Source organism: Salinarchaeum laminariae (assembly GCF_023204835.1).
In the GTDB taxonomy this organism is placed as follows: Archaea; Halobacteriota; Halobacteria; order Halobacteriales; family Salinarchaeaceae; genus Salinarchaeum; species Salinarchaeum laminariae.
Genome location: NZ_CP096270.1, coordinates 2,617,707 through 2,639,170, shown reverse-complemented (window position 1 = coordinate 2,639,170; position 21,464 = coordinate 2,617,707). Strand labels below are relative to the sequence as shown.

Below are 21,464 nucleotides of genomic sequence, written 5' to 3'. Positions count from 1 at the left end.
TTATTTCTGGGTTCGTTTCGACCCCCGTCGTACAGGCGTCTGACAGATTGTCTATTCGATGAAAGGTCGATCTTGTCGAGCCTCGAAATGCGGACTGGGGATCCGAACGAAAAGACGCTGAGGGAGCGAGAGATTACGAGCCGGTTCCGTCGCCGTGGGTCACGCCGTCCTGGGCGTCCGCGTTCATTCGTCGCAGTGCAGCGCGTGCGTTCGATGCATCGTACCCGAAGTAGATGGCGTCCGCAGTTGCTTCGGCGACCTCTGCCGCATGGATTAGCGCATCGAGATCAACGTCCACCGCGTACAGTTCGATTGCGAAATCGGCCTCGATTCTGTCGGCGAACCCACTCGCCAGCGCTTCGAGCCAGTAGGTGGTCCCATAGGCCGTGTCGTAGAGCGGAACCACGAACTCGTCGACGTGGGGCGTAATCGCCTCGATGTCCAGTCCGGACCGTTCGAAGATGTGGCCGGGATAGGGGTCGGGGTAGAGTGTGAGGCTGGTTCGACCGGGAATCCGGGACGCTGCTTCGGCGACGAACTCCGTGATCAGGGCCGCGCGCCACTCCTGCCAATTCTCGTGGTCGCTCTCTGTGAACTGCTCCCGGCACGTGTCACAGCGACAGTAGCCCGCGCGAGGGAACCCGACGTCGTCGAGACGAACGTCGGGTGCGACGGCCGCACAGTCCTCGATGGTCGCGAGGACCCCAGATCGGTACTCTTCGCGCGAAGGACAGACGTAGGACCAGTCGAAGTAGGGCTGCTCACGCGTGGCCAGTGTTCCGTCTGCGTCCACGGCGGCGAGTGACGGATCGGCCTCGACAGCTGCAGTGTCGCCGAAGCAAGATACCATGTTGGTCGCAGACTCGATCGGTTCGGCGCCACGGCCAGTGACGTCTTTGACCTCGTAGAACGCGCGGTCGAACTCCTCCCAGGTGGTCTCGGGCTCGTTGCGCGTGACGACGCCGTACATACACGTCGTACGTGGCAGGGGACTGTTAAGGCCGCCGCTCGCGACGTGATTCGTCGTGGGACCGCTGGTCAGGGCAGAATCAACCAGATCGCCAGTAGTGACTCACTGGTGATCTATTACTGCTGGAGAACTATCGGGTCCGGCGAGCGACTACTCCGCTTCGTACTCGACTTCAACAGCGGAGTCGGACGCGAAGAGCTTGTAGGCGATTAGGACGACAGCGATCAGCGCGAGCACTTTGAGGGCCTTGGACATAGATTCGCGTACGGAGGCGCAGCATAAATTACTACCGCATCGTACGATTCTCCCGAGGTCCCGGACCGTCCGTACCGGTGATCTACGTTCGAGATCTACCTCTCCAACTGTTTGGTTTCCGGGCAGACTCGTCACTGGTTCTGTACGTCCGTCCGGGCGTTCTCGTGAAACGTGTGGCCGTGCCTCACGCAACCCTTATTGTTGCACCTGAACGATTATGATATATGGACGTCGCCAGTCCACTCCGAGCCGGCATCGCTGTGGAGCCGCAGGGTAGCCTCCGTTCGGCCGCCCCGTTCGAGTGGCAGACTATGGCGACAAAATTCTTTGCAGTCATCGGAGACCGTCCAGTTTGCCCACGCGGGCACGACGACCCGATGGCCCTGGGTGAGGGCGCGTCCAGGTAGTCGATGAGCGTCTCTCGGCACCCGATTGCGCTCCGGATCGAGTCACTCGTAGGGCAACGAGCCGCACTGCTCGCGACCGTCATGTGCCTCCCGCTCGTGGACGGTATCTTCCCCGCCCTGATCGTCGCTGGGGCGCTCGACTCCCCGGCAGGAATCGTCCAGGTCGGGCTCCTGATCTTCGGTGGCAGTGCGATGGTCGCTGTGATCCTCGCTGACTTCGACGGGAGCGGACGCGAGGGCGCACGAATCGTCGCATTGGTTGCGGTGCCCCTCGTTGCGCTTGCTGCCCTCGAGGCAGCATTCGCTCCTGCGATCGCGGGCGCTCTCAACATGGTCGTCTTCCACCGCTTCGCCGCGCTGGTCGTCCTGGCCGTCGCGGCATCGACCGCCAGTGCACGGATCGCTGCCTACGTTCCCCGTCCGGCAGTCGTGATCGTCCTGGGCCTGTTGGCGAGCATCGAACCTTCGAACGCGACGCTGGCTGCGACCGCCGAACCAGAGCTGATCGTACGCGGCGTCGCCGCTGCGCTGGTCGGCGTTGGATTCGCATTCCTGCTCGCGATCACGAGCCCGACCCTCCGGAGCGTCGTCGATCTCGATCGATTCAGGTTCGGTAGCGCTGTGGCGCTGGGCCTGCTCGGCGTCGGGCTTCTCCCGGGCGCCCAGGAGGTCGGCCTCCTCACCGATCTCGCGCCGCTGGTCGTTCTTGGCCTCTCCGCGCTGTTCGCCTTCGACCCCGACCGGGAGATCGGCGGCTGGAGTGACGACGCATCCGGCCGTCCCGGCGCTCCGGAATCCGTCCACACGGGTGCCAATGAGTCGGAGGCCTCGTCCGCGGCGAGCACCGGATCGACCACTGGGGCGGCAGCCTCCTCCACCCCGTCGTCCACTGCTGCTGACGGCGGCGAGAACACTGGGCAACCGCCGGACGCGCCGGACGACGATTCGAACGACGATCGCCCACCCTGGTTGTAGCCGATTGAACCGACGGTCGTCCGCTTCGCGCTCTGTGGTTTGGTTTCGATCGAACCCTGCTTCGAGCGATCCTAGCAACCCTTACGAAGCGGGAGCAACGACGGAGTCATATGAGCGAAAACCGGGTCGTCCAGGGCCGCATGGTGACCCCTGCATCGCTGGCGGAGATCGTCGAAGGCGATGGTGTGATCGACGCCGAAGCTATCGAGGACGCCGACCGGGAGTGTCCAGAGTGTGACGGCGCCGTCCTCGCCGTCGGCTACATGCCGACAGTCACGGAGTTCGTGACCGGCTACAAGTGCCAGGACTGTGACTGGGCCGAGACGGACAGGGAGTGAGACGAGTCACGTGACTGGCGCGTCTTCTTCGGAGCCCGACCCGTCCGACCTCGACGAACTGCTCGACGCGATCCATGCCGAGCTCGCTGCCACGCAGGAGCTCCCGGTCGAGCGGTCGGCCGCGCGGTGGATTGGCGAGGCCGAAGCGGTCGCACGCGACCTCGCTGAAGCCGACCTCTCACGGTCCGTCGTCTCGGAGCGTCTGGGACACGTCGAGTCGCTCCTTTCGGAGGTCGGTACGACCGGCGACCAGGCAGCGGACGAACATCTCGACCGTGCGAAATCCCTGACGAGTGCAGCTCTCGAGGCAGCCGTTTCCAGCTAATTCCGCCGGCTGTTCCCCGATGGGGCGCTGCTGGCGGTGTCCTTTTGCTTCGCGGTCCGAACTCCCGCCATGGAGCGCGTCGCGTTCGACGCCGTCGAACCAGGACCGTGCACCGGTGCTGCGACAGCCCGCCACCTCTCCGATGCGCTGGATGCGGACACCGTGGCGATAAACCACTACTCCATAGCATCGGACGAGCGTGTCAGCGGTCTCCACGCGCACGGTGATCAGGAGGAGATCTTCGTCGTGCTGGATGGCACAGCTACGATCGAAACGCTCGACGGCGTGGTGCAACTGGAATCCTCGGAAGTCCTTCGATTTCCACCTGGCGAGTACCAGTCGGTTCGTAATGAACACGCTGAACCAGTGGAGCTGCTCGCCATTGGTGCTCCGCCGGAGTCCGAGGACGTTCGGATCCCGCTTCCCTGCCCGGACTGTGGACACGAGTTTCGACGGCCGTCCGTGACTGAGTCCGGTCCTGTTTTGCAGTGCCCGGCGTGTGGCGCTCAGGAGGCCGCGACCTGTTCGAACTGTGGGGGCGAGAGTCTCTACGCAGTGCTCGGTCCGAACGGCGGTCCGGTGTCGTCGTGCTCGGAGTGTGGCGCGATGGAGGAGCAGTAGCAAATTGCTGGTCCGGATCATCCGGGCTACGTCGGGGGAATCGAAACCCCTAAAGTGCGACCAGCAGAAGTCGGGGCCGCGGGGTCGTGGCCCAGTCCGGCAGGGCGACTGACTCCAGAGAGCCCGCCTCTGACGAACTACCTGATATACGGAACGGCCGGGTTGATCACCGGACGTGACGACGACGCTCTGGAGTTCCGAGGCGGATCGGAGATATCAGTCGATCGGGGGTTCAAATCCCTCCGACCCCATCTGAAATAAAAAGGTACAGCGGCTGTACCTCTGTTTTACAGAACTTCCGGATTTCCGGGTGGTCGGCGTGAGCGGCGCCATTCCTACTCCGGCGTCTCGGGCCGCTCCGTCGGCCGAATCGGAGTGCCGCCACTGTGGCGAGCATCTCACGGGGCGGTTCTGCCGCGTCTTCGGCGACGCGAACGGCGACGTGCATCGCTGCTTCGGCTGCGACAGCCGACGGCGCGTGCTCTCCGGAACTGCCGCCGGAAAGACCGTGCCGTATCCCGATCCCGAGCGGTTCCGGGGTGAGTCAGCGTGAGCGACCAGCTCCCTCTCTGGCTCCGTTCTCTCGATCGAGCAGCGCCGTTTATCGAGATTGCGCTCGTCGTCCTCCTCGCCTGCTTCATCGTCGCCGGGTCGGTCGAAACAGTACGTCTTCTGCCGTTCTCCGACCCAACCCCCTACCACTATTCCGCGTTCGCGTTGGCACTCACTGCATCGGTTTTCGAGGTGGATCTCCGATGAGCGAGTCCTCCGAACCGACCGGACTCGCCGCCCACGGGATCCGTCCGAAGACGATCCTCCGTGAGCCGACGACGAACGGCGAGGAGAAGCAGATCTGCCCCGAGGACGGACGCCCCATCGGCGGCACGCTCGGTACGCAGACGATCGCCCACCCGGAGATCGCGGGCGACGGCGAGGCCGACGAGCTGCTCACCCACGGCTGGCTCTGCGTGGCGCACCCCACGCCGATCGTGATGCCGCGCCACCCGTCGGAGATGCCCGACGGCTGGGAGTCGGTCGAGCTGGTGATCGCCGACCAGCGGACCCGCGAGGTCCCCGTTCCCGTCGAGGAGGTGCCCGATGTCGAGTAGCGCCTTCGCGACGGATCTCGACGAGGAACTCGCGACGGTCGCCTCCGAACGCGTCCATGCGCTGGAGAGCGTCGTCTGCGAGCGCTACGCGGCGCTCCGGTACTCGCTGGATCGTTGCAATCGGAACGCCTGCGACGGCTACGCGACCGATGAGACGCCCGGCCTCGACGCCGAGGTGCCCGTCGAGACGAAGGGCGTCCGCCTGCGCCACCACGACGGCGAAGGTCGTCTGAACGTCCACCTCGACAGTCACGAGACGCTGGTCGAGGAGGGCGGCTACTACGCCGTGGTCCTGTATACGACGGTCGAGCACGGGGGCGACGAGCGCGTGATCGTCCTCGAGTCGGCGATCGTCACGCCCGAGGAGATCGGGCGCTGGACGGATGGCAGCGGATCGCCGTATCAGAAGGTCCGCTGGTCGCAGGTGCTCCCCGATCGCGGCGTCGATCGGGCGAGGTGGTCGCAGTGAACCGCGAGCGTTCGCTCTGGGCGGCACTCGTGGCGCTCGCCGCTGGCGACGCCGCGACCACGCTGGTCGCCCTGGAGATGGGCCTACCTGAAGCGAATCCGCTGCTCGCAGCACTCGTCGGCGCCGTGGGACTGCTCGCTATCCCGCTCTCGCAGGTCGTTTACGTCGGCGGCGCCGCCGCGATCGTCCGCGTCGTCGAGGATCACGGCCGTCGGCCCGTGCTGCTCGCCGGGATCTCCCTCAGCGCGATCGTCGTCGCGAACAATCTCGCTGCCGTCCTCGTCGTGGGGTGGTCGGCGTGATCGATCCATCTACGTCCGCTACTGACCGCTGGCGGATCGGTCACCTGTTCGCGGACCACGGTGCCGAGTCCGAGGTCCTCGCGAGCGTCGGGGAGGTCGTCCGCGTGACGATCGAGCCGGAGCCGAACCCGGTCGTCGACGAGACGATCCAGATGGACCTCATGGCGGAGACGCCGGACCTGGACCTGGATCTCGCCGTGCTACACCCGCGATGCACGGACGCCAGCGACATGACGAGCATCAGCGGCGATCCGAAGGACCACGCCAACCAGATCCCGCGGGCTCGCGAGCTGGCCCAGGAGGTCGCCGAGGACTACGTGATCGAGAACAAGCCCCGCGACGACCTCCGCGATCCGACGGTGCTGACCGGCCGGATGTTCGGGCTCCCGATCGCCTACGAGCGAGCGTTCGAGTCGTCATTCCCGATCCGAGCGCCAGCTCGCGAGCAGTCCCTCGGCGAGAAGACGGTGAGCCCGTACTTCTACAGCGACCGCTCGCGGGACTGGTGGGCCGCCGTGAAGGGCTACACCGGAGACTACCCGAAGGGCCACCTCGCGAAGAACGCGCTTCCAGCGGTCTACGTTCAGACGATCGTCCGAAGCTGGCTCGAGGCCGCGAACGAACGCGACGGGACGGTCCCCCAGGACAACAACACCCCGGCGCCGCGGAAGGTCGCGGACGATCAGGCCGAACTCCCCGAGGTGGTACGATGAACGGCCCTGTAGCGGTCGACCAGACCGTTTCGAATGGTGGACGCGATCGCGACGGCTCGCCGCGGATGCTCTCGCGGTGGACGTTCCAGTACACGCCAGCCCGCCAGTTCGTCGAGAGGCGGCTGGAGGGCCGCGTTCTGAACGCCTGCGCCGGAAAGACGAAGCTGAACCACGACGGAGAGATCGTCCGGAACGACCTCAACCCGGAGCGCGACGCCGATCACTATCTCGACGTCGTCGAGCTGCCCGAGCACTTCGAGCCGCGGAGCTTCGACACGATCGTCTTCGATCCGCCGTTCGATCAGAAGCAGGCGGAGGAGAAGTACGACGGCCTCCACGCCAGCGACGTCTACGGCGCCTTGGAGGGCTTCGAGAAGCTCGTCCGGCCGGGCGGCGCGGTGATCTGCTTCGGCTGGAACTCGTGGGGCATGCGGTCCTTCGGCGCCTTCGAGCGCGAGGATACCTACCTGTTCCAGCGGGGGCCGATCCACCGCGACGTGATCGCGACGATCGACCGCCGCACGAGTTCATCTCTCGCTACAGACGGTGATTCCAACCGTTCTGTAGACACGGTAAGTGATCGCGACGGAGGTGAGCGATGAGCGGCTCCCGGCTCTACGACGCCCTCCTCGGTCTCATCCTGGCCGTGTCTGGAGCGTTCGCCATCCGCTCGATGGTTCCCTGGCTCTGGTGGGATCTCGTCGTCGGGGGGCTCCGCCTCACCGCCGAGGATGCTCCGATTATGTTCGCGGTAGCCGCTGGGTCCGTCATTCTCGGGACCGTGATCGCCGTCGGACAGGCGGCGATCTGGGTCCACGAGACTCGAGAGCCAGAGACCTGCGAAATCGATGGGTGCGACGGAGATCCGGAGCCGATATGGATCCAGGGACAGGCTCGCCTGCTCTGCGGCGACCACACCGTTGACGTAGTCGAGAAGATCCTCGAACGCCGCGATGGAGGCGGATCGAAGTGAGCAGCCGGATCGCTCCCGAGGCCGACGAGTGCGGCCGCTGCGGCGCCACTGAGGGCGTCCGCTGGGTCGGCTGCCGCTGCCTCTGTCCCGAGTGTCGCCAGGACCAGCGAGACGCCGCGGAGGGCCCGCTCTCGTGACTCGGTGCGCTCTCTGTGGCGGACGGGCCCGGTGGCGCTCCGCTCGCGTGTACGTCGCTCCTGACGGCTCGAAGGCGCTCGTGCTCTGCCGGAGTTGCCTGTCGGCGCGGCCGGCCAGCCGTCAGTACCAACCGAGCAGCGGCTCGCTGCCGGACCGGAGCGAGATCGACATCTCCCGGCGCGGGGTGACCGATCGGTGACCGACAACCTCACGGACGCACAGAGAGCCCTCGCCGAAGGCGATTACAGCGATCCGGGACGGTCTGACCCCGACGCCACGAACTACGGATGCGAGCACTGCGGCGAGGGGTTCGATACGCTCGTCGCCAAGCGGGCTCACGATTGTCCGCAGAAGCAAGCCAACGAGGCGGCCGAGGCCGACACCGAACTGCGCGACGGCGTGGTTGCTCCCGAGATCCACGAGTTCGGCGCGCACGTCACGTTCGACGGCGGGCGCCACGGCATGAGTCCGTACTGGGCCGTGGTCAGCCAGTTCGACGAGGCGCTGGCCTATCAGGACTCCGACGAGGCCTTCATCGAGGACGTCGCCGGGAGTGACTGGAAGGTCCAGAAGGCGAACTACTGGGAGAGTGGGATCGCCGCTGAGGGCGAGGATTTCGATGTTTTCAACGAGTACAAGATCAAGCTGACCGATTTGAGCGACCCAAAGGGCCTCCGGAAGCTCTCGATCGATTTTAAGGCCTCTCTCCCGAACGCGAAGGGCACCGACGGCGATCCCATCCGGTCGCTTCCCGACGATCTCCCCGAGGGCATCCGCGTCCGTTTCGACTCATCTTACGTCGATCCGGAGGACTACATCCCGATCCTCCGAGCGGTCGCCAGAAAAATGGACATCCGACCGAGCTACTTCGACTCGGAGAAGGTATACCGGCCCTGGAGCCGTGTGTTCAATGCTGCTGCCTACGTCCGGATCATGCGCTCGATCTCCGAGCAGTTGATCGTTTCAGAGGGCGCGCTGCTGGAGCGTCTCGGGCGCTTCGGCTGGCAGAATCGCGGCCGAGGGATGCTGAAGTGGGACAACGAAGAGATCATGGGCCACAACAACGCCTTTGCCGATACTCCGAAGATCTGGAGCAAGCTCATCGGCGACCGCGAGATTGGTGCGCTGCTGAAGTCCTACCACATGAAGAACCCCGAGAAGAACCCCGACGGGTCGACCTCACACCCGAAGCTGGAACTCCAGTTCAGCAACGAGTTCAGCCCCGACGAGCGCGAGTACATCCCGTGGGAAGACCCCGACGGGTACGATCGGCACGACCTCATCGGCGAGATCGACGAGACGCTCGTCAACTGCCTGCACTGGGCCGGGATCAACCTGAGCGCCGACGATCCCGCCTACGTCGAGGACGAGTACTTCGCCGCCGAAGCCGAGCCCCGAAAGCTGCGGATCGTCGACGATCCCATAGACGTCGTCGAGGACGTCGAGGCCGACCTCGCGGCCCAGCGCTTCCACGCCGCCGACCTCACGGACTCCGAAGAAGAGGTCTGGCGGCGCGTCGCCGACGGTGGGAAGCTCCACTACGAGGAACTGGCTGACTCTGCGAACGTTGGCACGAGCACCGTCTATCGGGCGCTCCAGAAGGCTGGCCCGGTGATCCGGAACGAGCAGGGCGAGATCGCCGTCGAGGACGAGGTGATGCGCGAGCGGTTGAGTGGGCTGTTCCAAGTGATCGATCGAGCCGCGGAGTGGGCTGGGCGCGAGCTGCGCGATCTCGCCAGCGACGCATCCGATATTCCCCAGGACTCGCCGTTCGCCCGCTGGATGCAGACCTACGGCGTGAAGCTCTCCGACCTCGACGGGATGGACGCCCCGGTCGAAGGCGTCCCCGACGAGGACTGGATCGAACTCGACGTGAATCTCGGGCAGTGGAGCGAGACAGAGATCAAGCGCATTCTACGGGAGGGCGGACTCGCCGCCCGTGACACCAGCCGCGATCTCCTCGAGCGCTTCGCGAACGCCGTGGTGTACTGGCGCGACGAGGGCGGGGATCGGAAGCACCGGCTGGCCGCCGGTCGCTTCAGCGGCTTGCTTCGTGTTGGCGGTCAGACCATCGCGTGAGCACCGAGTAGTGGCAACGCCGTTCTGAGGGTTCTTTTCTACAAGCCTGCTTGCACTCTTTTCGAGTAAACGCAGTTATCCACAAGCTCACTTGTTTTCCGGATAGCGGCATCTCACGCTCGAAGCGCCGCGGCGGTTGGATCATCACCGCAACCTGGGAAGGGACCCCTTAGGGAGTGTGGCTAAGGCCACAGATCCAAAATACTCCGCAGCGGCGGCTGGGCGTGCAGTTGAAACGCACCCCTTGGGGTGCGCGCGAAAAATCGGGGGGTGGGGTCAGCTACGTACGGTCAGAAAGCGCCGTCGAGCAGCATGCCGATGAGCCGCTCGACGATCTCCTCGGTGGAAGGCGGGGATGCGGTGACCAGTCCGGCATCCCCGGCGACGACCCACGCTCCGTAGGCCGCGAGAGCAAGCAGGAACAGCTTGAGTAGCGGCCGAATCATGGGGTTTCCTCGGCAGTGGGATCGTTCAAACCGCCTCGCGAGCGCTCGCGCGTACGCGCATAATGCGCGCTCGCCCGCCACGCACGTAGGCGGGCCCCCTGTGTCCGCTGACCGGCCGGCTGTCCCGTCGCCCTCTGCCAGATTCGGGGGCGGCGGCGGTCATCAGTCATCGGCTGGCCCCTCCGCAGTCGGTCCGCCGCCGCTCCGATCCGGCGAGTTCTCCGGTTCCAGCCCCAGAGACGCCGGATCATAGCGGTCAGTGGCGTTCGAGACGGTTCCCTTCCCGACCTCGGCCTTCTCGGCGATCTTCGAGTAGGAGAGGCCGGTCGTGTAGTACATCCGGGCGAGCAGCCGGTACTTCAGATCCCGCATGTCCTCCTCGGGAACGTAGCCAGCGGGCACGTCGATCTCCTCCTCGTCGCTCGACCAGCTCCATTCGGCCATGTCGTCGGTATCGAACTCCCACGTCGCATCCGGGACGCCGCGAAGGGAGAACTGCGGGTTCACCGGCTCGCGGTCCTTGATGCCCTCGTAGACGACGACGCGCTTCAGTTCGGGCTTGTGGACGAAGTCAGCCATCGAGCGGAACAGAACGTGTACGTCGCCCTTGTCGTGGCCGATCGTTCCGAGGTTGACGCCGTTCTTGCGCATCTTCTTGACGAGGCCGCCCATGAGCCGCACGACGCGCTGGGCGTTCCCGCCGTCCTGCGCGGTCAGCTCCGAACTCGCCTCGTCGAACCAGAACCAGCGAACGTCATCGCTGGAGCCCTCTTCGGTCCACTCGACGAGGTCGTCGTAGTTGTCGATGAGCTTCCAGTCGACGCCCTCCGGCACGTCGACGCGGAAGTTCGTCGCGAACTCCGGCGTCGGCACGTCGTCGGGATCGAGGCCGTCGGTCTCCTCGGCGATCTTCCGAGCCCGCGAGTAGTGCCGATGGACGGCCTGCATGCACCGGACCGCGAACGACGTTTTGCCGCGGCCCATGAGCGCGGCGAGGTACACGACCTTGCACGGATCGTCGTGGCACAGCCAGTCCTCCAGCTCGTCCTCGGCGTCGACGCCGCTCATGTCGCGGGAGTAGTTCGGGATCCCCGCGAGGTACGCCGCCGTCGCGTTGTCGCCGTCCTTGATCGCCTGCGACGCGGTTTCGGTCGCGTACTGCTCGACGGCGCGCTTGGCGAGCTTGGTCTCCCAGAACGACGAGGGGAGATCCTCGTGCCGCGTCGGGTCGTACTCCTGCTGCGCGAAGACGAGGAACTCCCGAATCTGGTCGTCCTCGACGAGCCCGGCGATCTGCGAGATCTCCGTCTCGACGTCCATCTTCCCCAGGACGATCTCGCGAAGCTCCCGCATCGGGCCGTGTCCGCCCTCGCCGTCGACGGACTCCGGTTTAGTCATCGGCGGGCTCGCCTCCGTTCTCCGCGGCGGATTCCGGGTCGCCGATCGAGATCTCGACGGAATCGGGCGACTTCGCACCGTCGTCGCCGTCCTCGTCGTTGGACTCCTCGATCCGCTCGCCCATGTCGTCGATCCCGCGATCCGCGAGCAGCTTGTCGACGCTCTCCTCGCCCTCGCGTCGGAGCTTGTCGAGTTCGTCGATCATGGACGGGCCGTCCGGCGATTCGATGTTTTCGGCGGCCTCGATGACCGATTGCACGGCGCTGCTTGCAGCCCGGCGCCGAGCCTCCGGCGCCTGGACGATCTCTTCGAGCGAGCGATCGGCCTCTTTCGACAGTTCGCTCTTGACCTCGTAGATCGCCTGCCGGTAGCGCCGGAGGTCCGCGTTGCTCGCGCCCGCCATGTAGGACGCGACGGCGAGGTTCCGGTCGGGGTAGTACCGATCGACTTCGTAGCCCTTCCGGTATATTTTGTTCCCGTCGTCGTCCTCGCCGACCATGCGCGAGACCTCGACGAGATACGACGACGCGTCGTGCTCGTCGCCGTGGTAGTCGACGACGGTCATGTCCTCGAAGCGGTCCTGCGAGAGCTTTCGAGTGGCGCGGTCACCGTCGGCGGGCTGGAGCTCTTCGAGGATCTCCGCCTCGTCGCTCGCGAGTTCGTCGCTGATCCGCTTCGTCGGGAGGAACGCGACCGCGAGCCCGGCGACCGTCGAGAACAGCGCGACGGCTCCCCACACTGGGAGCGCGATCCAGAGGCGGTAGAGCCCGTAGAGCCCGACGCCGATGAGGGCCGTCTGGCCCCACCACGGCAGGCCGCCGAAGCGACGCCAGCCCCGACCAGCCAGTTCCCGCGGCCCGGTCGTCCGCCAGTCGACGCCGAAGAGCGTTCGGATCACGGGCGAACCACCTCGTGGGAGTCGTGCTGGTCAGCGACCTTCGACCACCCGACGACGCCGATCGCGATCCCGCCGCCGAGCGCAGCGAAGAGCGCCGCGACCTGAACGTACCGCCACGTCGAGTCACCGGAGATCCCGGGCAGGCCGCCGCTGCTGCTCTCGCTGCCGAGCCCCACGAGCCCGTACTGTGTGCCGACCGTCACCGCGGGCCGGTCCTCGTTCCGAACCGTGAACTCGACCTCGACGCGCTCGCCGCCGGGCACCGTCACGCGCTGGCGCCGAATATCCACGGCGCCCTGGAGGCGCTGGCTCGCGTCCGTCACGGTGACCTGCCGGGTTACGTCGCTCTCGACGACGATCGTCACCGTGTCGCCGCTCCACTCCGAGCTGACCACGCGCGTCTCGGAGTCGATCGCGATCTCGTAGTTCTCCGCGGTCCCGTTCGCGGCCTCGCCGTCCTGCGCGGCCGCCGCCCCCACGCCACCGAAGGCCGTGAGGGCGATCACGAGCACGAGCGCGACGGCTGCCGATCGGGAGAGAGTAGAGGATGGCATGGCGGGGTTACCTCAGTGCGACGACCAGGGCGATCCCGCCGGTTGCGAGGATCAGCCAGTTCGGGACTCCCATCGTAGAGCCCGTGAGCCAGCCGTCGCGGCCCATCCCAGGCAGCCAGGACCAGTCGAAGCCGTTCCAACTGATCCCGCCCCCGCCGCCACCGCCGCCAGACGTGGCGTAGTTGTCGATGTCCTCGCGGCGTTCGAGGTAGTTCTCGATCCACGAGAGATCGACCGTGCTGCTGGTCGGGTTGTAGCCCTCTCCGGCGACGGTCTCGACCTCCTCGCCGCTCTCGACGTCGTAGGCTTCGAGGATGGTGAACGGCGCCGTCAACTGCATGACGGTCGCCGACTCGTCGCCCTGGTAGCGGAGCGTCACTGACGCCACTTCCGCGACGGACTCCTCGAGGTCGCCGCTCGCGTCGTAGGTCACCGCCGTTGCGTCCTCGATGATCGTCGCGTCCGACGGCTCGGCGATCGACCAGTCGTCCCAGGCGATCGTCACCGTCTCACCCCTGTTGGTCTCGACGACGTACTCCAGATCCGTGATTACGCCGACGTTGAGCTTGATCTGCCCGCCGTCGATGCTGTCGCGGTAGTCCTCCGAGGGGAGCTGCCGTTCCATCGACTCCGTGTCGGCGGCTGCGTAGTAGTCGCCAGCCCGTTCGGACGGGCTGATGACCGTTCCAACCTCGATCTCGAAGTCCGAGTTCGAGCAGTAGAGCGTGCCCTCGAACGTCGTTCCGTCGTCGAGTTGGAACCGCATTCGATTCTCGGAGTCGAAGCTGAGTCCGAGCGCAGCGAGATCGGCCGCGGCGTAGGCGAGATGGCCCGTCGACTGGTACTCACTCGACCACTGCGCGGCCATCACGGTCGGATTGTTCTCGATGAGATCCTGTACGTCGATCTCGCCAGCCTGGACGGCACCGTAGGCGTTCGAGACCCACTTCTCGGCGTTGTCCAGCATCATCTGATGTTGCTGGACGATGCCATCCCAGAGGATCATGTACTGGTTCAGGGTTCGGAAATTCCCCCATTCCTCACCGTTCTCCTCGATCGCCGTTTCGGCCTCGGCGTAGGTCTCGGGGCCTTCCCCCGGGTAATAGACCCACCAGTTCACGTTCTTTCCAGCCTCTACCCCGTCGAGCTTGTTTGCAGGGATGTTCCAGTTCGCCCAGATCTCCTCATATTCGATGCTGTCGAACTGAGAACTACCGCTGACGGACGGATTGGGACCCCTCAGATCGATGGTTGTGGACGTGTTGAAGTCCATATTCACACCGGCCCAATGGACAGATGAACTACTATTGGCCTGGATCTGGCTCACGGAGACCGTCGACCCGTTGAGCAGCGTTACATCAACCGGCTCCAGCGCGACCGAACCATTCCACCTCCCCGTAAGGGGGGAGTTGGAATTGTCCTCGTCGTAGGCAATAATGTCGTGCTTGATTCGGGCGAAGTCAGTTGGATCCGACACGCCATCGTGCTGGTCGAACTCCTTGTACGCTGCTTCGAGCTTCGACGCCTGAACGTTCCAGTGGTTGATGAAATTCGTCTGAACAGTCTCCGCGTAGTACTTCGAAACCGCGTTCTGTGCAGCCGTGAGTACCTCAGACTCTGACTTCCCCGCCTTGATAGCCTCGATGGCCTTAGCCTTATAGAGGACCGCCGCGATCGTCGTCGCGTCCTCCAGGCGATTCCAGAGCGTCGAGAGCATCGTCTCGTCCGCACTTTGGGCGTATTTGCCGGTGCGATACCAGCTCTCGGCCATGGCTTCGGGCGTGCTCGACCCAGATGGGAACGACTGCCCGTCGATCGCCTCGACAGCCTCTTGCGCGAGATAGACGCCGTAGGTCCCGCCCCCGGTCACAGTCGCGCCAGCCGATGCCTCCTCCCACGAGAGGTCGATCGCTCCGGCCGTGCCGATACCGCTCGTCGCGATCGCCGCGGCGCCAGCAGCGCCGCCGACTCCCTGGAGGAACCGGCGACGGCTGACGCCGCCGTTCTGTGCCTGACTCATCGTTAGTACAGGTCCTCGAACCAGTCTCGTCGGTTGCCGACGAACAGGAGCGCGGCCACGGCGCCGATGACGAGCGCGAAGATCGGGATGCCCCACATGGAGCCCCAACCGTCGTCACTCGATCCGGCGCCGCCTCCGCCGCTGCCGCCCTCGACGAACGTCCCGGCCTCGGCGGAGTCGACGACTCCGGAGTCAGCGGTCAGCACGACCGACCAGTTGCCGATCGGATCGGAGTCGTTGACAGCCCACTCCTCGACGACGGTCTCGCTCGCGTTGCCGGAGATCGTCGTGTTCGCGACGGTCGTGCCGTTCGCGTCGGTCACGACCACGTCGGCCGTCGCGTTGGAGTCGTTGATGCCGCTCGCGAACGTGACCTCCGTGTAGACCGTGCCGGTGTCGTTGCCGACCTCGACGGTCTCGTTCAGCGGTTCGGCGGCCACGGCGCCGCCACTGATCGCGGCGACGCCGACGATGCCCGCGATCGCGACGAGCGCGAGGAAGGCCACAGTGTTCGGAACGCGATTCTCCCGGTCGATCGAGTTGAGGATGTTCCAGTTCATGTTAGTTTTTGATCGAAATGATGGTGAAGCCTCCCGTCTGCAGGAAGAAGGCGATCAGTGCGATCGGCATCGTCGCCAGCGAGTCCGCGAGCCCCGGGAAGACCGGGGGCGCGAGGACGAGCGTGGCCGTCGCGAAGACCAGCCACATCTCCTCGCCGTTGAACTCGAAGAAGGACACATCTCGGTTGAAGTAGATGTATCCCAGCGCGACGATCGAGGCGATCGAGCCCAGCGTCAGCCGGAGGTTGCCCGCCTCCAGCAGCACGTTGCTGAAGTCCAGCATGAAGACCTCCGGCCCGACGATCCCGAGGCTCGTCAGCGACCCCAGGATGAAGACCGGAGCGCCGAGCAGCAGCTCGCGAGGATCGAGTTTGTTCTTCGCCATCTCAGTCCTCGGTGATCTCTCCGATGGCGTTCCAGCCCTTCGCGGCGCCAGCGGCGACGAACGCGCCGTAGGCTCCGGTGAGGACCTGTCCAGAGAGCCCCGCCGTGTCGACGAGGACGTTGGTGTCTACGAGACCGACCGCGCCGAAGGCGATTGCCCCGGCCGCGGCGCCGATCCCGGCGATCATCTGTACCGTGTCGTTGTCGAGTAGGTCGTCTGCCATGACCGGGAAGGCGGGCAGCCTGCCCCTACTTCAAGCTCCGATCTCCGGGGAGAGCGACCCCCGTAGCGTCCCCCACTAACCCCTACCTTTTTGACCGGGCAAACTGCCCTCCTTCGCGAACATGGGAGGACTCAGAAAGCTCAGTGGCCGGAAGGGCACGCCCAGCGTATCGCTCGATAAAGGCGATCTCGAACTGGATGGACTGGTGACCAGCGACGGGGAGATCCCCGACGGGCAGCGGATGCACGTCCAGCGTCTCGGACGGCGGGTCTACCTCGTCCGCGCCGTCGAGGACGGCAGCGTCCCGGACGTCGACAACCTTCTTCGCGCAGGCCAGCTATAGCCAGTCGACCTTTTCGCGTTCCCGCTGTTGTGCCTCCGGCGAGTGCGTCCCGCGGTAGTGATCGAGGAACGTCTCCAGATCGTTCCAGCCGCCCCAGTCACAGACCAGCATCGCATCCACGTCGGCGGAGCGCAGGGATGTCGCCCAGGTCCGCCGGAGATCGTGAAACGCGAGGTGCCGCCAGCCGTCTTCGCCACTCTCCTCGGCGAGACCGTCGGCTGCCGAGCGGATCCACCGCCGGAGCGACCGCGTGCTCGTCACGTCGAGGAGCGAGCTGCTCGCTGGCTCGTCGCGAACGTCGGCGACAGTCCGGATCGTCGTCGCGAGATCGCGCGGCACGGGCGTCTCGCGGTACTTGTCGCCCTTCCCGTGCCAGACGCGGAGGATCGTTCCGGCGTCGGTCTCGGCGACGTGCTCGGGCGCTACGTCGAGGATCTCGTGGGACCGCAGCCCGCAGCGCGCCCCGAGCGCGAAGGCGAGCCGCTGCTGGGTGCCGTCGGCTCGATCGAGCAGTTTCGATACGTCAGTCTGGCTCAGCCAGACCTTCATGTCGTCGCGGTTCTCGTGTTCTCGTAGATTCATGGCGTCCGGATCACTCGCAGCCCGGACGGCAGTGCGGGGGTAAAAGGGGTTTTCGGTGGGGTTGGCGGCTCGATCGGCGCCGAATTTGTCCGAGACTCAGCCAGTTTCCGGACGAAGTGGTCAGGATGGCACAAGCGTTATGTACTGCACAGGTTGTAAGGATATTCAATGGCACCCGAAGAAGGCGATCGTCGCAGTGAATCGCCAGCCACGGGTGCCGGCCCGGTTCGTATAAGCAGGAGTGTACCATCAAGCGGGGAGATTTCTGGAACGAGGCACGCTGAGGTGACTCCTGGGATTTGTACTGTAACCTCCTGTGAAATCGGATTCGACGGGTTTGTGGGACAAGCTCAATGTCAAACGCAGAAAAAAGAATTCCAGTTACGGAAGAACGATGGAAAGAACTACACGACCTGAAAGGTCCGGGACAGACCTTCGACGAGCTGATCGAGGAACTCGTCGAAGAGCGCAAGAAGGAGCGGCTGTTCCGGGATATGAACCAGATTCGCGAGGAGAGCGAGTTCGAACCACTCGACGAGGTGTAAGTCTGAATGAGTGACGAGTACCAATTGCTCGTCTCTCAGGAAGTTCAGGAGTTCCTCGAAGAAGTCGAGGAGAAGACTGAGCGGATCGTCCGTGAGAACCTCGAAAAGCTCTCAGATCCCTATCCCGGTCGTGGGCTCGGGGACAAAGAGAAAATCACATGGCGTGGTGAGGAGGTCTACCGACTGCACATCGGGAGGACATGGACGGCGTTCTACGATATCAACGAATCCGAAGACGTCGTGGAAGTGCTGGATATCCTGCCGATAGATCAGGCACATAGCGAGTACGGCGACCTCGATTGAGGTCCGTTTTGTCAGCCAGTTACCGGACGGTGCTCACACTTCGATGTCGATCTCGCCGAGCAGCGCGTCGGTCGCCTCGCGATCGAGGCGGAGCATCTTGTTGCCGACCGAGTAGGACCCTTCGCCAGCGACGCCGACGAGCAGCTCGCCGAGAGCGTCGAGGTGTGCGTCGGATCTCGCCTCCTCGCGAATCTGGAGCAGTCTTGCGTCACCTGCGCGTTGCCCTCGGCACTCGACGTAGCAGGCCGCGACGGCGCGCTGGAGGTCGTCCGGGCCGTCACGGATCCACTGGGGCAGGACGTGCGTCGGGCCTGTCGGCGCGCCGGCGGCGACGAGCACGCGGCCGAAGACGCTCGCGTCCGCGTTTGGTCGGGCCTCGATGCCCTGGCCGTCGTCGTCGCGGTCGATCCACGAGAGTTGGATGCCGAGATCGACGGCGGCCTCGGTGATCCGCTTCTGCTCGGCGTCGGTGTGGGCGGCGAAGCGCGGGCGGAAGTGCTCCGTCGCGATCGAGCCGCCAGCGAAGATCCAGGCGACGCAAACGGCGAGCGCTCGGCGTCGTCGGACGTTCCCCTTCGCTACCAGCCACTCGCGATCGAGCGCGGTCCGGAGGCCGTGCACGGGATCAGGTGCGCCGCCGTCGTCGACCCACGCGCTGATGCGGCCGCGGGGGAGATCGAGCGCGTTCCCGACCGCCGACGAGCCCGCGTCCGGGTGGTCCGCGCAATAGTCCGCGACGCGGTGGTACTCGAGGACTCGGTCCCAGCCGTCTCGGCCGCGATACGTCCGGGCGAACGCCGGGGCCGTTGGCATCGGATCGGCCAGTGACCGAGCGCGGGGGACGGGATCCATCGGTTCGAGCCACTCGGTCCGGCCCCAAACACGTTCCGGCCGCGGAGCGGTTTCGTCGTGCGATTCCCCAGCGCGATAATCGGGAAATCGGGTCTTTTCTCGTTGTGAACAAGCCCCGCACGGCGCTCTCAGCCTCAGAGGAAACCCCAGTCTGGATTATATTTCAGAACATAGAGTGGTGGCCGTTTCAGGACCATTCGGATTCGTCGGCCCGTAGATTTACGATGTCGGGGCGATACTCCCATATGGCGGCCGCGTTAGCGTCTGTCTAAAGTTCTCGGCGTGCCCCCTCTGGGGCACGTTTCAATGGCCAATGGTTTTATTATGGAATAGTGAGGAGAGCAGTTCGCAATGCAATTCCGAGAACTACTGAACGACGACGACGCGGTGTCGCCGGTTATTGGCGTCATTCTCATGGTCGCCATAACCGTCATCCTGGCAGCGGTAATCGGTGCGTTCGTGCTCGGCTTTGGTGGCGGCGGTCCGTCCGCGCCGACCGCGAGCTGGGACACGACTGAGGGCCTGGATGCGAGTGACAACGTAGATAATGTCACATTCGAACTGACCAACACTGGCGATGAGATTGAGTCAGACGCGCTCTCCGTTGGTGGTGACACTACCGCTACGTTGCCCACCGGCCTCCCCGATGAACTGAGTGCCGGTGACACGATTGAAGTTGACATCCCCTCCGGCGCAAGTGAGGGCGACTCGGTGACGATCGTGTGGTCGAAGGACGGCAGCTCATCTACGCTTGCAACTCACGAGCTGTCGGCTGGCGGCGTATAGAGCTAATCACCTTTTCGGGATTCCCCGAATCCATTTTTCGGCGAGCGTCCCAGTGTCCTCAGCCGTCGCGCTCCAGTTCGTCAGCGTCAAGCTCGCCATCGAGGTAGGCGCGGCCGCGGTCGGTGATCGCATAGTATCCCTTGCTCTCCTCGACCTTCTTCACGAGATCCTGCTCTTTGAGTATAGGTAGCCGACGTGATACCGTCGGATGTGAGACTCCTTCGATGTTGTAGGCGATCACAGCGGGCGGCAGGGCGATTCCAGCTTCCTCCAGCAGTTCCAGAATCGCGGGGTCCGACTTAGTCATCCACGACACCAGCGGGCGCATTGCCGATTGACACACAAACAGCGATCATAACGGTAGGTGGCACCGATTAGGATAATATTGTTTGCTATTGTAGCTGATAGCGTTTAGCATTAGATTTAATAGCATGTACTTACTCGGTGGCGAGCAACGGAGCCACACGGGACCCGCCGCTGGTCGGTCGGGTTCTCAGTAAGCTGCGGACCCGGCGTAGTAGCGCCGGCCCGCGTGGCCTCCGTGAACAAGCACGGAAGCATGCAAACTCGCACCCTGCGGGGGCTTGAATCCCCTGCACGTCTGGTCGCATCGACGCCGCGCCTCGACATGGCGCGCAGCAACACGTTCACTTTCACCGGGCTTCAGGCCGGCCTACTCCTCGGGCGCGTCCCGAGTGGTTGCCGGATGTATCCCACAAGCACACGCGCATCCACGAATGGGCCGGCGGCGAAACGCCGGCTCGCGCAGGTCGTCGTCGAGGAAGCCGACGAGGGCTGGCGCGCGACCGAGCACGGCACCGAGATCGAGGGCGTCGGACACTCCGCCGCCCGCGCCGCAGAGGACTATTTCCGGCGCGTTGCGGAAGCTGACGAGGCGCCCAAGCCCGCCGAGCCCGCGGAGGGATCGGCATGAGCGGCTGGGGCTACGCGGTGGAGTTCGAAGCCGGCACGCTCGCTGTCGTCGAGACTCGGGCTGGCGCCGCGGCTCTCTGCGCGATAGGGAACCGACACGAGGCGATGGGCTCGGATCAGTGGCGAGTCAATCCCGTCCGGCACACCGCAACCAGCTCTCTCACTCCATTCCGCTGGAGCGCCGGGACGGCGCGGAGGGAAGCATGAGCGTCGAGTGCCCGCACGAGGCCGAACGCGAGCTGCGCGACGAGCCGAAGCCCGCCGCTCGCGACGAGCCCCGCGGCGAGACGATCGTCGGCGATCCGCTCCGCGACGGCGGCGCGACCGACGCCGAGGTCCGCGACGCGATCGAGGCGGCCCGCCTGGACGGTGATCGGTGATGATCCCGGGACTCGACGGCGAGATCCACGGGCGGACCATGGTCGCCATCGCGATGGCGAACTTCGGCGGCCTGGGGGCCGGGATCGGGGCCGAGCACTTCGGCTGGCTCGGATATATCGGAGTCGCCGCGGTGGCGCTCTACGGTGCGCTGTGGTACACGCCCGACGCCGAGACCGTCACGAGCGACTGGATCGACTACCAGCGCGAGCAGCAAACGGAGGGATCCGACGCGTGAAGTCGATCGAGTTCGCCGAGCGCTACGTCGAGCCGATCCAGGCCGGCGCGAAGACCGCGACCGTCCGGATCGACGAGTGCGAGGAGATCGAGAAGGGCGATCACCTTCAGTTCGAGACCCCCAGCGGCGAGGTCTTCTGGACTGCCCGGATCAGCTCGTTCGCGGTCGCCAGCGTCGAGATCGCGCCCCACGTCATGCGGGTGTTCGAGGCCGAGCACGCCCACGACCGGGTGAGCTCCCTGCTCGAAACACTCGAGGAGCACTACGATCGCGAGATCCGGCGCGAGACCGAGTGCCGAGTGCTCTGCTGGGACCACGAGAACGCGGGTGAGATCGATGCGTGAGC

Annotated in this window: 34 protein-coding genes and 1 tRNA gene; 23 read left to right on the top strand and 12 right to left on the bottom strand. The window is 65.1% G+C overall.

Features of this window, described 5'->3' with window-relative positions:
- Window positions 1–133: 133 nt before the first annotated feature.
- Window positions 134–970, bottom strand: a complete 837-nt coding sequence (locus MXF70_RS12600) for a hypothetical protein (RefSeq protein ID WP_248515980.1) — start codon at window positions 968–970, stop codon at window positions 134–136.
- A 665-nt stretch (window positions 971–1,635) separates the two neighbouring features.
- Between MXF70_RS12600 and MXF70_RS12595 the strand changes: the two genes are divergently transcribed.
- From MXF70_RS12595 to MXF70_RS12525, 15 genes are all read left to right on the top strand, one after another.
- Complete coding sequence (locus MXF70_RS12595; RefSeq protein ID WP_248515979.1) at window positions 1,636–2,607, top strand: DUF5794 domain-containing protein; 972 nt, start codon at window positions 1,636–1,638, stop codon at window positions 2,605–2,607.
- Window positions 2,608–2,717: 110 nt separating this feature from the next.
- Complete coding sequence (locus MXF70_RS12590) at window positions 2,718–2,945, top strand: DUF5795 family protein (RefSeq protein ID WP_248515978.1); 228 nt, start codon at window positions 2,718–2,720, stop codon at window positions 2,943–2,945.
- A 10-nt stretch (window positions 2,946–2,955) separates the two neighbouring features.
- On the top strand, window positions 2,956–3,270 hold the full coding sequence (locus tag MXF70_RS12585; protein WP_248515977.1) for a DUF8152 family protein: 315 nt from the start codon (window positions 2,956–2,958) through the stop codon (window positions 3,268–3,270).
- 69 nt (window positions 3,271–3,339) lie between these two features.
- On the top strand, window positions 3,340–3,891 hold the full coding sequence (locus MXF70_RS12580; protein WP_248515975.1) for a cupin domain-containing protein: 552 nt from the start codon (window positions 3,340–3,342) through the stop codon (window positions 3,889–3,891).
- An 80-nt stretch (window positions 3,892–3,971) separates the two neighbouring features.
- Window positions 3,972–4,142, top strand: a tRNA-Trp gene (locus MXF70_RS12575).
- 68 nt (window positions 4,143–4,210) lie between these two features.
- The gene (locus MXF70_RS12570) at window positions 4,211–4,444 is read left to right on the top strand and encodes a DUF7563 family protein (RefSeq protein WP_248515974.1); all 234 of its coding nucleotides are present in this window, start codon (window positions 4,211–4,213) and stop codon (window positions 4,442–4,444) included.
- A complete protein-coding gene (locus MXF70_RS12565; RefSeq protein ID WP_248515973.1) occupies window positions 4,441–4,650 on the top strand; it encodes a hypothetical protein in 210 nt (69 codons plus the stop codon). The genes MXF70_RS12570 and MXF70_RS12565 overlap by 4 nt, the downstream gene beginning before the upstream one ends.
- On the top strand, window positions 4,647–5,000 hold the full coding sequence (locus tag MXF70_RS12560) for a hypothetical protein (protein WP_248515972.1): 354 nt from the start codon (window positions 4,647–4,649) through the stop codon (window positions 4,998–5,000). The genes MXF70_RS12565 and MXF70_RS12560 overlap by 4 nt, the downstream gene beginning before the upstream one ends.
- Window positions 4,990–5,469, top strand: coding sequence for a PD-(D/E)XK family putative nuclease (locus MXF70_RS12555; protein WP_248515971.1), 480 nt, complete (start codon window positions 4,990–4,992; stop codon window positions 5,467–5,469). Before MXF70_RS12560 ends, MXF70_RS12555 begins: the two co-directional genes overlap by 11 nt.
- Complete coding sequence (locus MXF70_RS12550; protein ID WP_248515970.1) at window positions 5,466–5,771, top strand: DUF5658 family protein; 306 nt, start codon at window positions 5,466–5,468, stop codon at window positions 5,769–5,771. The genes MXF70_RS12555 and MXF70_RS12550 overlap by 4 nt, the downstream gene beginning before the upstream one ends.
- Window positions 5,768–6,484 (top strand): hypothetical protein, encoded by a 717-nt coding sequence (locus tag MXF70_RS12545; protein WP_248515969.1) that lies wholly within the window; start codon window positions 5,768–5,770, stop codon window positions 6,482–6,484. Before MXF70_RS12550 ends, MXF70_RS12545 begins: the two co-directional genes overlap by 4 nt.
- The gene (locus MXF70_RS12540; protein WP_248515968.1) at window positions 6,481–7,086 is read left to right on the top strand and encodes a hypothetical protein; all 606 of its coding nucleotides are present in this window, start codon (window positions 6,481–6,483) and stop codon (window positions 7,084–7,086) included. Before MXF70_RS12545 ends, MXF70_RS12540 begins: the two co-directional genes overlap by 4 nt.
- A complete protein-coding gene (locus MXF70_RS12535; RefSeq protein WP_248515967.1) occupies window positions 7,083–7,457 on the top strand; it encodes a hypothetical protein in 375 nt (124 codons plus the stop codon). The genes MXF70_RS12540 and MXF70_RS12535 overlap by 4 nt, the downstream gene beginning before the upstream one ends.
- Window positions 7,454–7,594, top strand: coding sequence for a hypothetical protein (locus MXF70_RS12530; protein ID WP_248515966.1), 141 nt, complete (start codon window positions 7,454–7,456; stop codon window positions 7,592–7,594). The genes MXF70_RS12535 and MXF70_RS12530 overlap by 4 nt, the downstream gene beginning before the upstream one ends.
- A 196-nt stretch (window positions 7,595–7,790) precedes the next feature.
- Window positions 7,791–9,674, top strand: a complete 1,884-nt coding sequence (locus MXF70_RS12525; RefSeq protein WP_248515965.1) for a DUF7845 domain-containing protein — start codon at window positions 7,791–7,793, stop codon at window positions 9,672–9,674.
- 290 nt (window positions 9,675–9,964) lie between these two features.
- Here the strand turns inward: MXF70_RS12525 and MXF70_RS12520 are convergent, their stop codons facing one another.
- From MXF70_RS12520 to MXF70_RS12485, 8 genes are all read right to left on the bottom strand, one after another.
- Window positions 9,965–10,120, bottom strand: coding sequence for a hypothetical protein (locus MXF70_RS12520; protein ID WP_248515964.1), 156 nt, complete (start codon window positions 10,118–10,120; stop codon window positions 9,965–9,967).
- A 162-nt stretch (window positions 10,121–10,282) separates the two neighbouring features.
- Window positions 10,283–11,518: a hypothetical protein gene (locus MXF70_RS12515; protein WP_248515963.1), complete on the bottom strand. Its 1,236-nt coding sequence runs from the start codon at window positions 11,516–11,518 to the stop codon at window positions 10,283–10,285.
- Complete coding sequence (locus MXF70_RS12510) at window positions 11,511–12,416, bottom strand: hypothetical protein (protein ID WP_248515962.1); 906 nt, start codon at window positions 12,414–12,416, stop codon at window positions 11,511–11,513. The genes MXF70_RS12515 and MXF70_RS12510 overlap by 8 nt, the downstream gene beginning before the upstream one ends.
- Window positions 12,413–12,970, bottom strand: coding sequence for a DUF8063 family protein (locus tag MXF70_RS12505; protein ID WP_248515961.1), 558 nt, complete (start codon window positions 12,968–12,970; stop codon window positions 12,413–12,415). The genes MXF70_RS12510 and MXF70_RS12505 overlap by 4 nt, the downstream gene beginning before the upstream one ends.
- A gap of 7 nt (window positions 12,971–12,977) precedes the next feature.
- Window positions 12,978–14,990 carry an Env/VP5 family phage fusion protein gene (locus MXF70_RS12500; protein WP_248515960.1) on the bottom strand — a complete coding sequence of 671 codons (2,013 nt, stop codon included), beginning with the start codon at window positions 14,988–14,990 and terminating at the stop codon, window positions 12,978–12,980.
- 2 nt (window positions 14,991–14,992) lie between these two features.
- Complete coding sequence (locus MXF70_RS12495; protein WP_248515959.1) at window positions 14,993–15,550, bottom strand: hypothetical protein; 558 nt, start codon at window positions 15,548–15,550, stop codon at window positions 14,993–14,995.
- Between the two features lies 1 nt (window position 15,551).
- Window positions 15,552–15,935 carry a DUF8023 family protein gene (locus MXF70_RS12490; RefSeq protein ID WP_248515958.1) on the bottom strand — a complete coding sequence of 128 codons (384 nt, stop codon included), beginning with the start codon at window positions 15,933–15,935 and terminating at the stop codon, window positions 15,552–15,554.
- A gap of 1 nt (window position 15,936) precedes the next feature.
- On the bottom strand, window positions 15,937–16,158 hold the full coding sequence (locus MXF70_RS12485) for a hypothetical protein (protein ID WP_248515957.1): 222 nt from the start codon (window positions 16,156–16,158) through the stop codon (window positions 15,937–15,939).
- 121 nt (window positions 16,159–16,279) lie between these two features.
- Here MXF70_RS12485 and MXF70_RS12480 point away from each other — a divergent pair, with 121 nt between their 5' ends.
- Entirely contained in the window at window positions 16,280–16,501 is a 222-nt protein-coding gene (locus MXF70_RS12480) for a DUF8053 family protein (protein ID WP_248515956.1), read from the top strand.
- On the opposite strand, the gene MXF70_RS12475 is transcribed toward MXF70_RS12480, so the two are convergent.
- Window positions 16,496–17,083 (bottom strand): tyrosine-type recombinase/integrase, encoded by a 588-nt coding sequence (locus MXF70_RS12475; protein ID WP_248515955.1) that lies wholly within the window; start codon window positions 17,081–17,083, stop codon window positions 16,496–16,498. The genes MXF70_RS12480 and MXF70_RS12475 overlap by 6 nt on opposite strands.
- 353 nt (window positions 17,084–17,436) lie before the next feature.
- Between MXF70_RS12475 and MXF70_RS12470 the strand changes: the two genes are divergently transcribed.
- Both MXF70_RS12470 and MXF70_RS12465 read left to right on the top strand, forming a co-directional pair.
- Window positions 17,437–17,628 carry an antitoxin VapB family protein gene (locus MXF70_RS12470; protein WP_248515954.1) on the top strand — a complete coding sequence of 64 codons (192 nt, stop codon included), beginning with the start codon at window positions 17,437–17,439 and terminating at the stop codon, window positions 17,626–17,628.
- Between the two features lie 6 nt (window positions 17,629–17,634).
- Entirely contained in the window at window positions 17,635–17,931 is a 297-nt protein-coding gene (locus tag MXF70_RS12465) for a type II toxin-antitoxin system RelE/ParE family toxin (RefSeq protein ID WP_248515953.1), read from the top strand.
- A gap of 33 nt (window positions 17,932–17,964) precedes the next feature.
- On the opposite strand, the gene MXF70_RS12460 is transcribed toward MXF70_RS12465, so the two are convergent.
- A complete protein-coding gene (locus MXF70_RS12460) occupies window positions 17,965–18,783 on the bottom strand; it encodes a hypothetical protein (RefSeq protein WP_248515952.1) in 819 nt (272 codons plus the stop codon).
- Window positions 18,784–19,134: 351 nt separating this feature from the next.
- Between MXF70_RS12460 and MXF70_RS12455 the strand changes: the two genes are divergently transcribed.
- Complete coding sequence (locus MXF70_RS12455) at window positions 19,135–19,569, top strand: type IV pilin domain-containing protein (RefSeq protein ID WP_248515951.1); 435 nt, start codon at window positions 19,135–19,137, stop codon at window positions 19,567–19,569.
- A 58-nt stretch (window positions 19,570–19,627) separates the two neighbouring features.
- Here MXF70_RS12455 and MXF70_RS12450 read toward each other — a convergent pair whose 3' ends face one another.
- Entirely contained in the window at window positions 19,628–19,897 is a 270-nt protein-coding gene (locus tag MXF70_RS12450) for a winged helix-turn-helix domain-containing protein (RefSeq protein WP_248515950.1), read from the bottom strand.
- 300 nt (window positions 19,898–20,197) lie between these two features.
- Between MXF70_RS12450 and MXF70_RS12445 the strand changes: the two genes are divergently transcribed.
- From MXF70_RS12445 to MXF70_RS12430, 4 genes are all read left to right on the top strand, one after another.
- Window positions 20,198–20,503: a hypothetical protein gene (locus MXF70_RS12445; RefSeq protein WP_248515949.1), complete on the top strand. Its 306-nt coding sequence runs from the start codon at window positions 20,198–20,200 to the stop codon at window positions 20,501–20,503.
- Window positions 20,504–20,621: 118 nt separating this feature from the next.
- A complete protein-coding gene (locus tag MXF70_RS12440; RefSeq protein WP_248515948.1) occupies window positions 20,622–20,882 on the top strand; it encodes a hypothetical protein in 261 nt (86 codons plus the stop codon).
- Complete coding sequence (locus tag MXF70_RS12435) at window positions 20,882–21,118, top strand: hypothetical protein (RefSeq protein ID WP_248515947.1); 237 nt, start codon at window positions 20,882–20,884, stop codon at window positions 21,116–21,118. Before MXF70_RS12440 ends, MXF70_RS12435 begins: the two co-directional genes overlap by 1 nt.
- Window positions 21,115–21,462, top strand: coding sequence for an ASCH domain-containing protein (locus tag MXF70_RS12430; RefSeq protein WP_248515946.1), 348 nt, complete (start codon window positions 21,115–21,117; stop codon window positions 21,460–21,462). The genes MXF70_RS12435 and MXF70_RS12430 overlap by 4 nt, the downstream gene beginning before the upstream one ends.
- The last annotated feature ends 2 nt before the right edge of the window (window positions 21,463–21,464 follow it).

Coding starts and splice junctions, on each gene's coding strand:
- MXF70_RS12520 (WP_248515964.1), bottom strand. CDS start 10,120: ATGATTCGGCCGCTACTCAAGCTGTTCCTGCTTGCTCTCGCGGCCTAC.
- MXF70_RS12435 (WP_248515947.1), top strand. CDS start 20,882: ATGATCCCGGGACTCGACGGCGAGATCCACGGGCGGACCATGGTCGCC.
- MXF70_RS12540 (WP_248515968.1), top strand. CDS start 6,481: ATGAACGGCCCTGTAGCGGTCGACCAGACCGTTTCGAATGGTGGACGC.
- MXF70_RS12450 (WP_248515950.1), bottom strand. CDS start 19,897: ATGCGCCCGCTGGTGTCGTGGATGACTAAGTCGGACCCCGCGATTCTG.
- MXF70_RS12600 (WP_248515980.1), bottom strand. CDS start 970: ATGTACGGCGTCGTCACGCGCAACGAGCCCGAGACCACCTGGGAGGAG.
- MXF70_RS12535 (WP_248515967.1), top strand. CDS start 7,083: ATGAGCGGCTCCCGGCTCTACGACGCCCTCCTCGGTCTCATCCTGGCC.
- MXF70_RS12500 (WP_248515960.1), bottom strand. CDS start 14,990: ATGAGTCAGGCACAGAACGGCGGCGTCAGCCGTCGCCGGTTCCTCCAG.
- MXF70_RS12465 (WP_248515953.1), top strand. CDS start 17,635: ATGAGTGACGAGTACCAATTGCTCGTCTCTCAGGAAGTTCAGGAGTTC.
- MXF70_RS12590 (WP_248515978.1), top strand. CDS start 2,718: ATGAGCGAAAACCGGGTCGTCCAGGGCCGCATGGTGACCCCTGCATCG.
- MXF70_RS12515 (WP_248515963.1), bottom strand. CDS start 11,518: ATGACTAAACCGGAGTCCGTCGACGGCGAGGGCGGACACGGCCCGATG.
- MXF70_RS12495 (WP_248515959.1), bottom strand. CDS start 15,550: ATGAACTGGAACATCCTCAACTCGATCGACCGGGAGAATCGCGTTCCG.
- MXF70_RS12480 (WP_248515956.1), top strand. CDS start 16,280: ATGGGAGGACTCAGAAAGCTCAGTGGCCGGAAGGGCACGCCCAGCGTA.
- MXF70_RS12475 (WP_248515955.1), bottom strand. CDS start 17,083: ATGAATCTACGAGAACACGAGAACCGCGACGACATGAAGGTCTGGCTG.
- MXF70_RS12455 (WP_248515951.1), top strand. CDS start 19,135: ATGCAATTCCGAGAACTACTGAACGACGACGACGCGGTGTCGCCGGTT.
- MXF70_RS12485 (WP_248515957.1), bottom strand. CDS start 16,158: ATGGCAGACGACCTACTCGACAACGACACGGTACAGATGATCGCCGGG.
- MXF70_RS12505 (WP_248515961.1), bottom strand. CDS start 12,970: ATGCCATCCTCTACTCTCTCCCGATCGGCAGCCGTCGCGCTCGTGCTC.
- MXF70_RS12490 (WP_248515958.1), bottom strand. CDS start 15,935: ATGGCGAAGAACAAACTCGATCCTCGCGAGCTGCTGCTCGGCGCTCCG.
- MXF70_RS12445 (WP_248515949.1), top strand. CDS start 20,198: ATGGCGCGCAGCAACACGTTCACTTTCACCGGGCTTCAGGCCGGCCTA.
- MXF70_RS12595 (WP_248515979.1), top strand. CDS start 1,636: ATGAGCGTCTCTCGGCACCCGATTGCGCTCCGGATCGAGTCACTCGTA.
- MXF70_RS12580 (WP_248515975.1), top strand. CDS start 3,340: ATGGAGCGCGTCGCGTTCGACGCCGTCGAACCAGGACCGTGCACCGGT.
- MXF70_RS12560 (WP_248515972.1), top strand. CDS start 4,647: ATGAGCGAGTCCTCCGAACCGACCGGACTCGCCGCCCACGGGATCCGT.
- MXF70_RS12555 (WP_248515971.1), top strand. CDS start 4,990: ATGTCGAGTAGCGCCTTCGCGACGGATCTCGACGAGGAACTCGCGACG.
- MXF70_RS12470 (WP_248515954.1), top strand. CDS start 17,437: ATGTCAAACGCAGAAAAAAGAATTCCAGTTACGGAAGAACGATGGAAA.
- MXF70_RS12460 (WP_248515952.1), bottom strand. CDS start 18,783: ATGGATCCCGTCCCCCGCGCTCGGTCACTGGCCGATCCGATGCCAACG.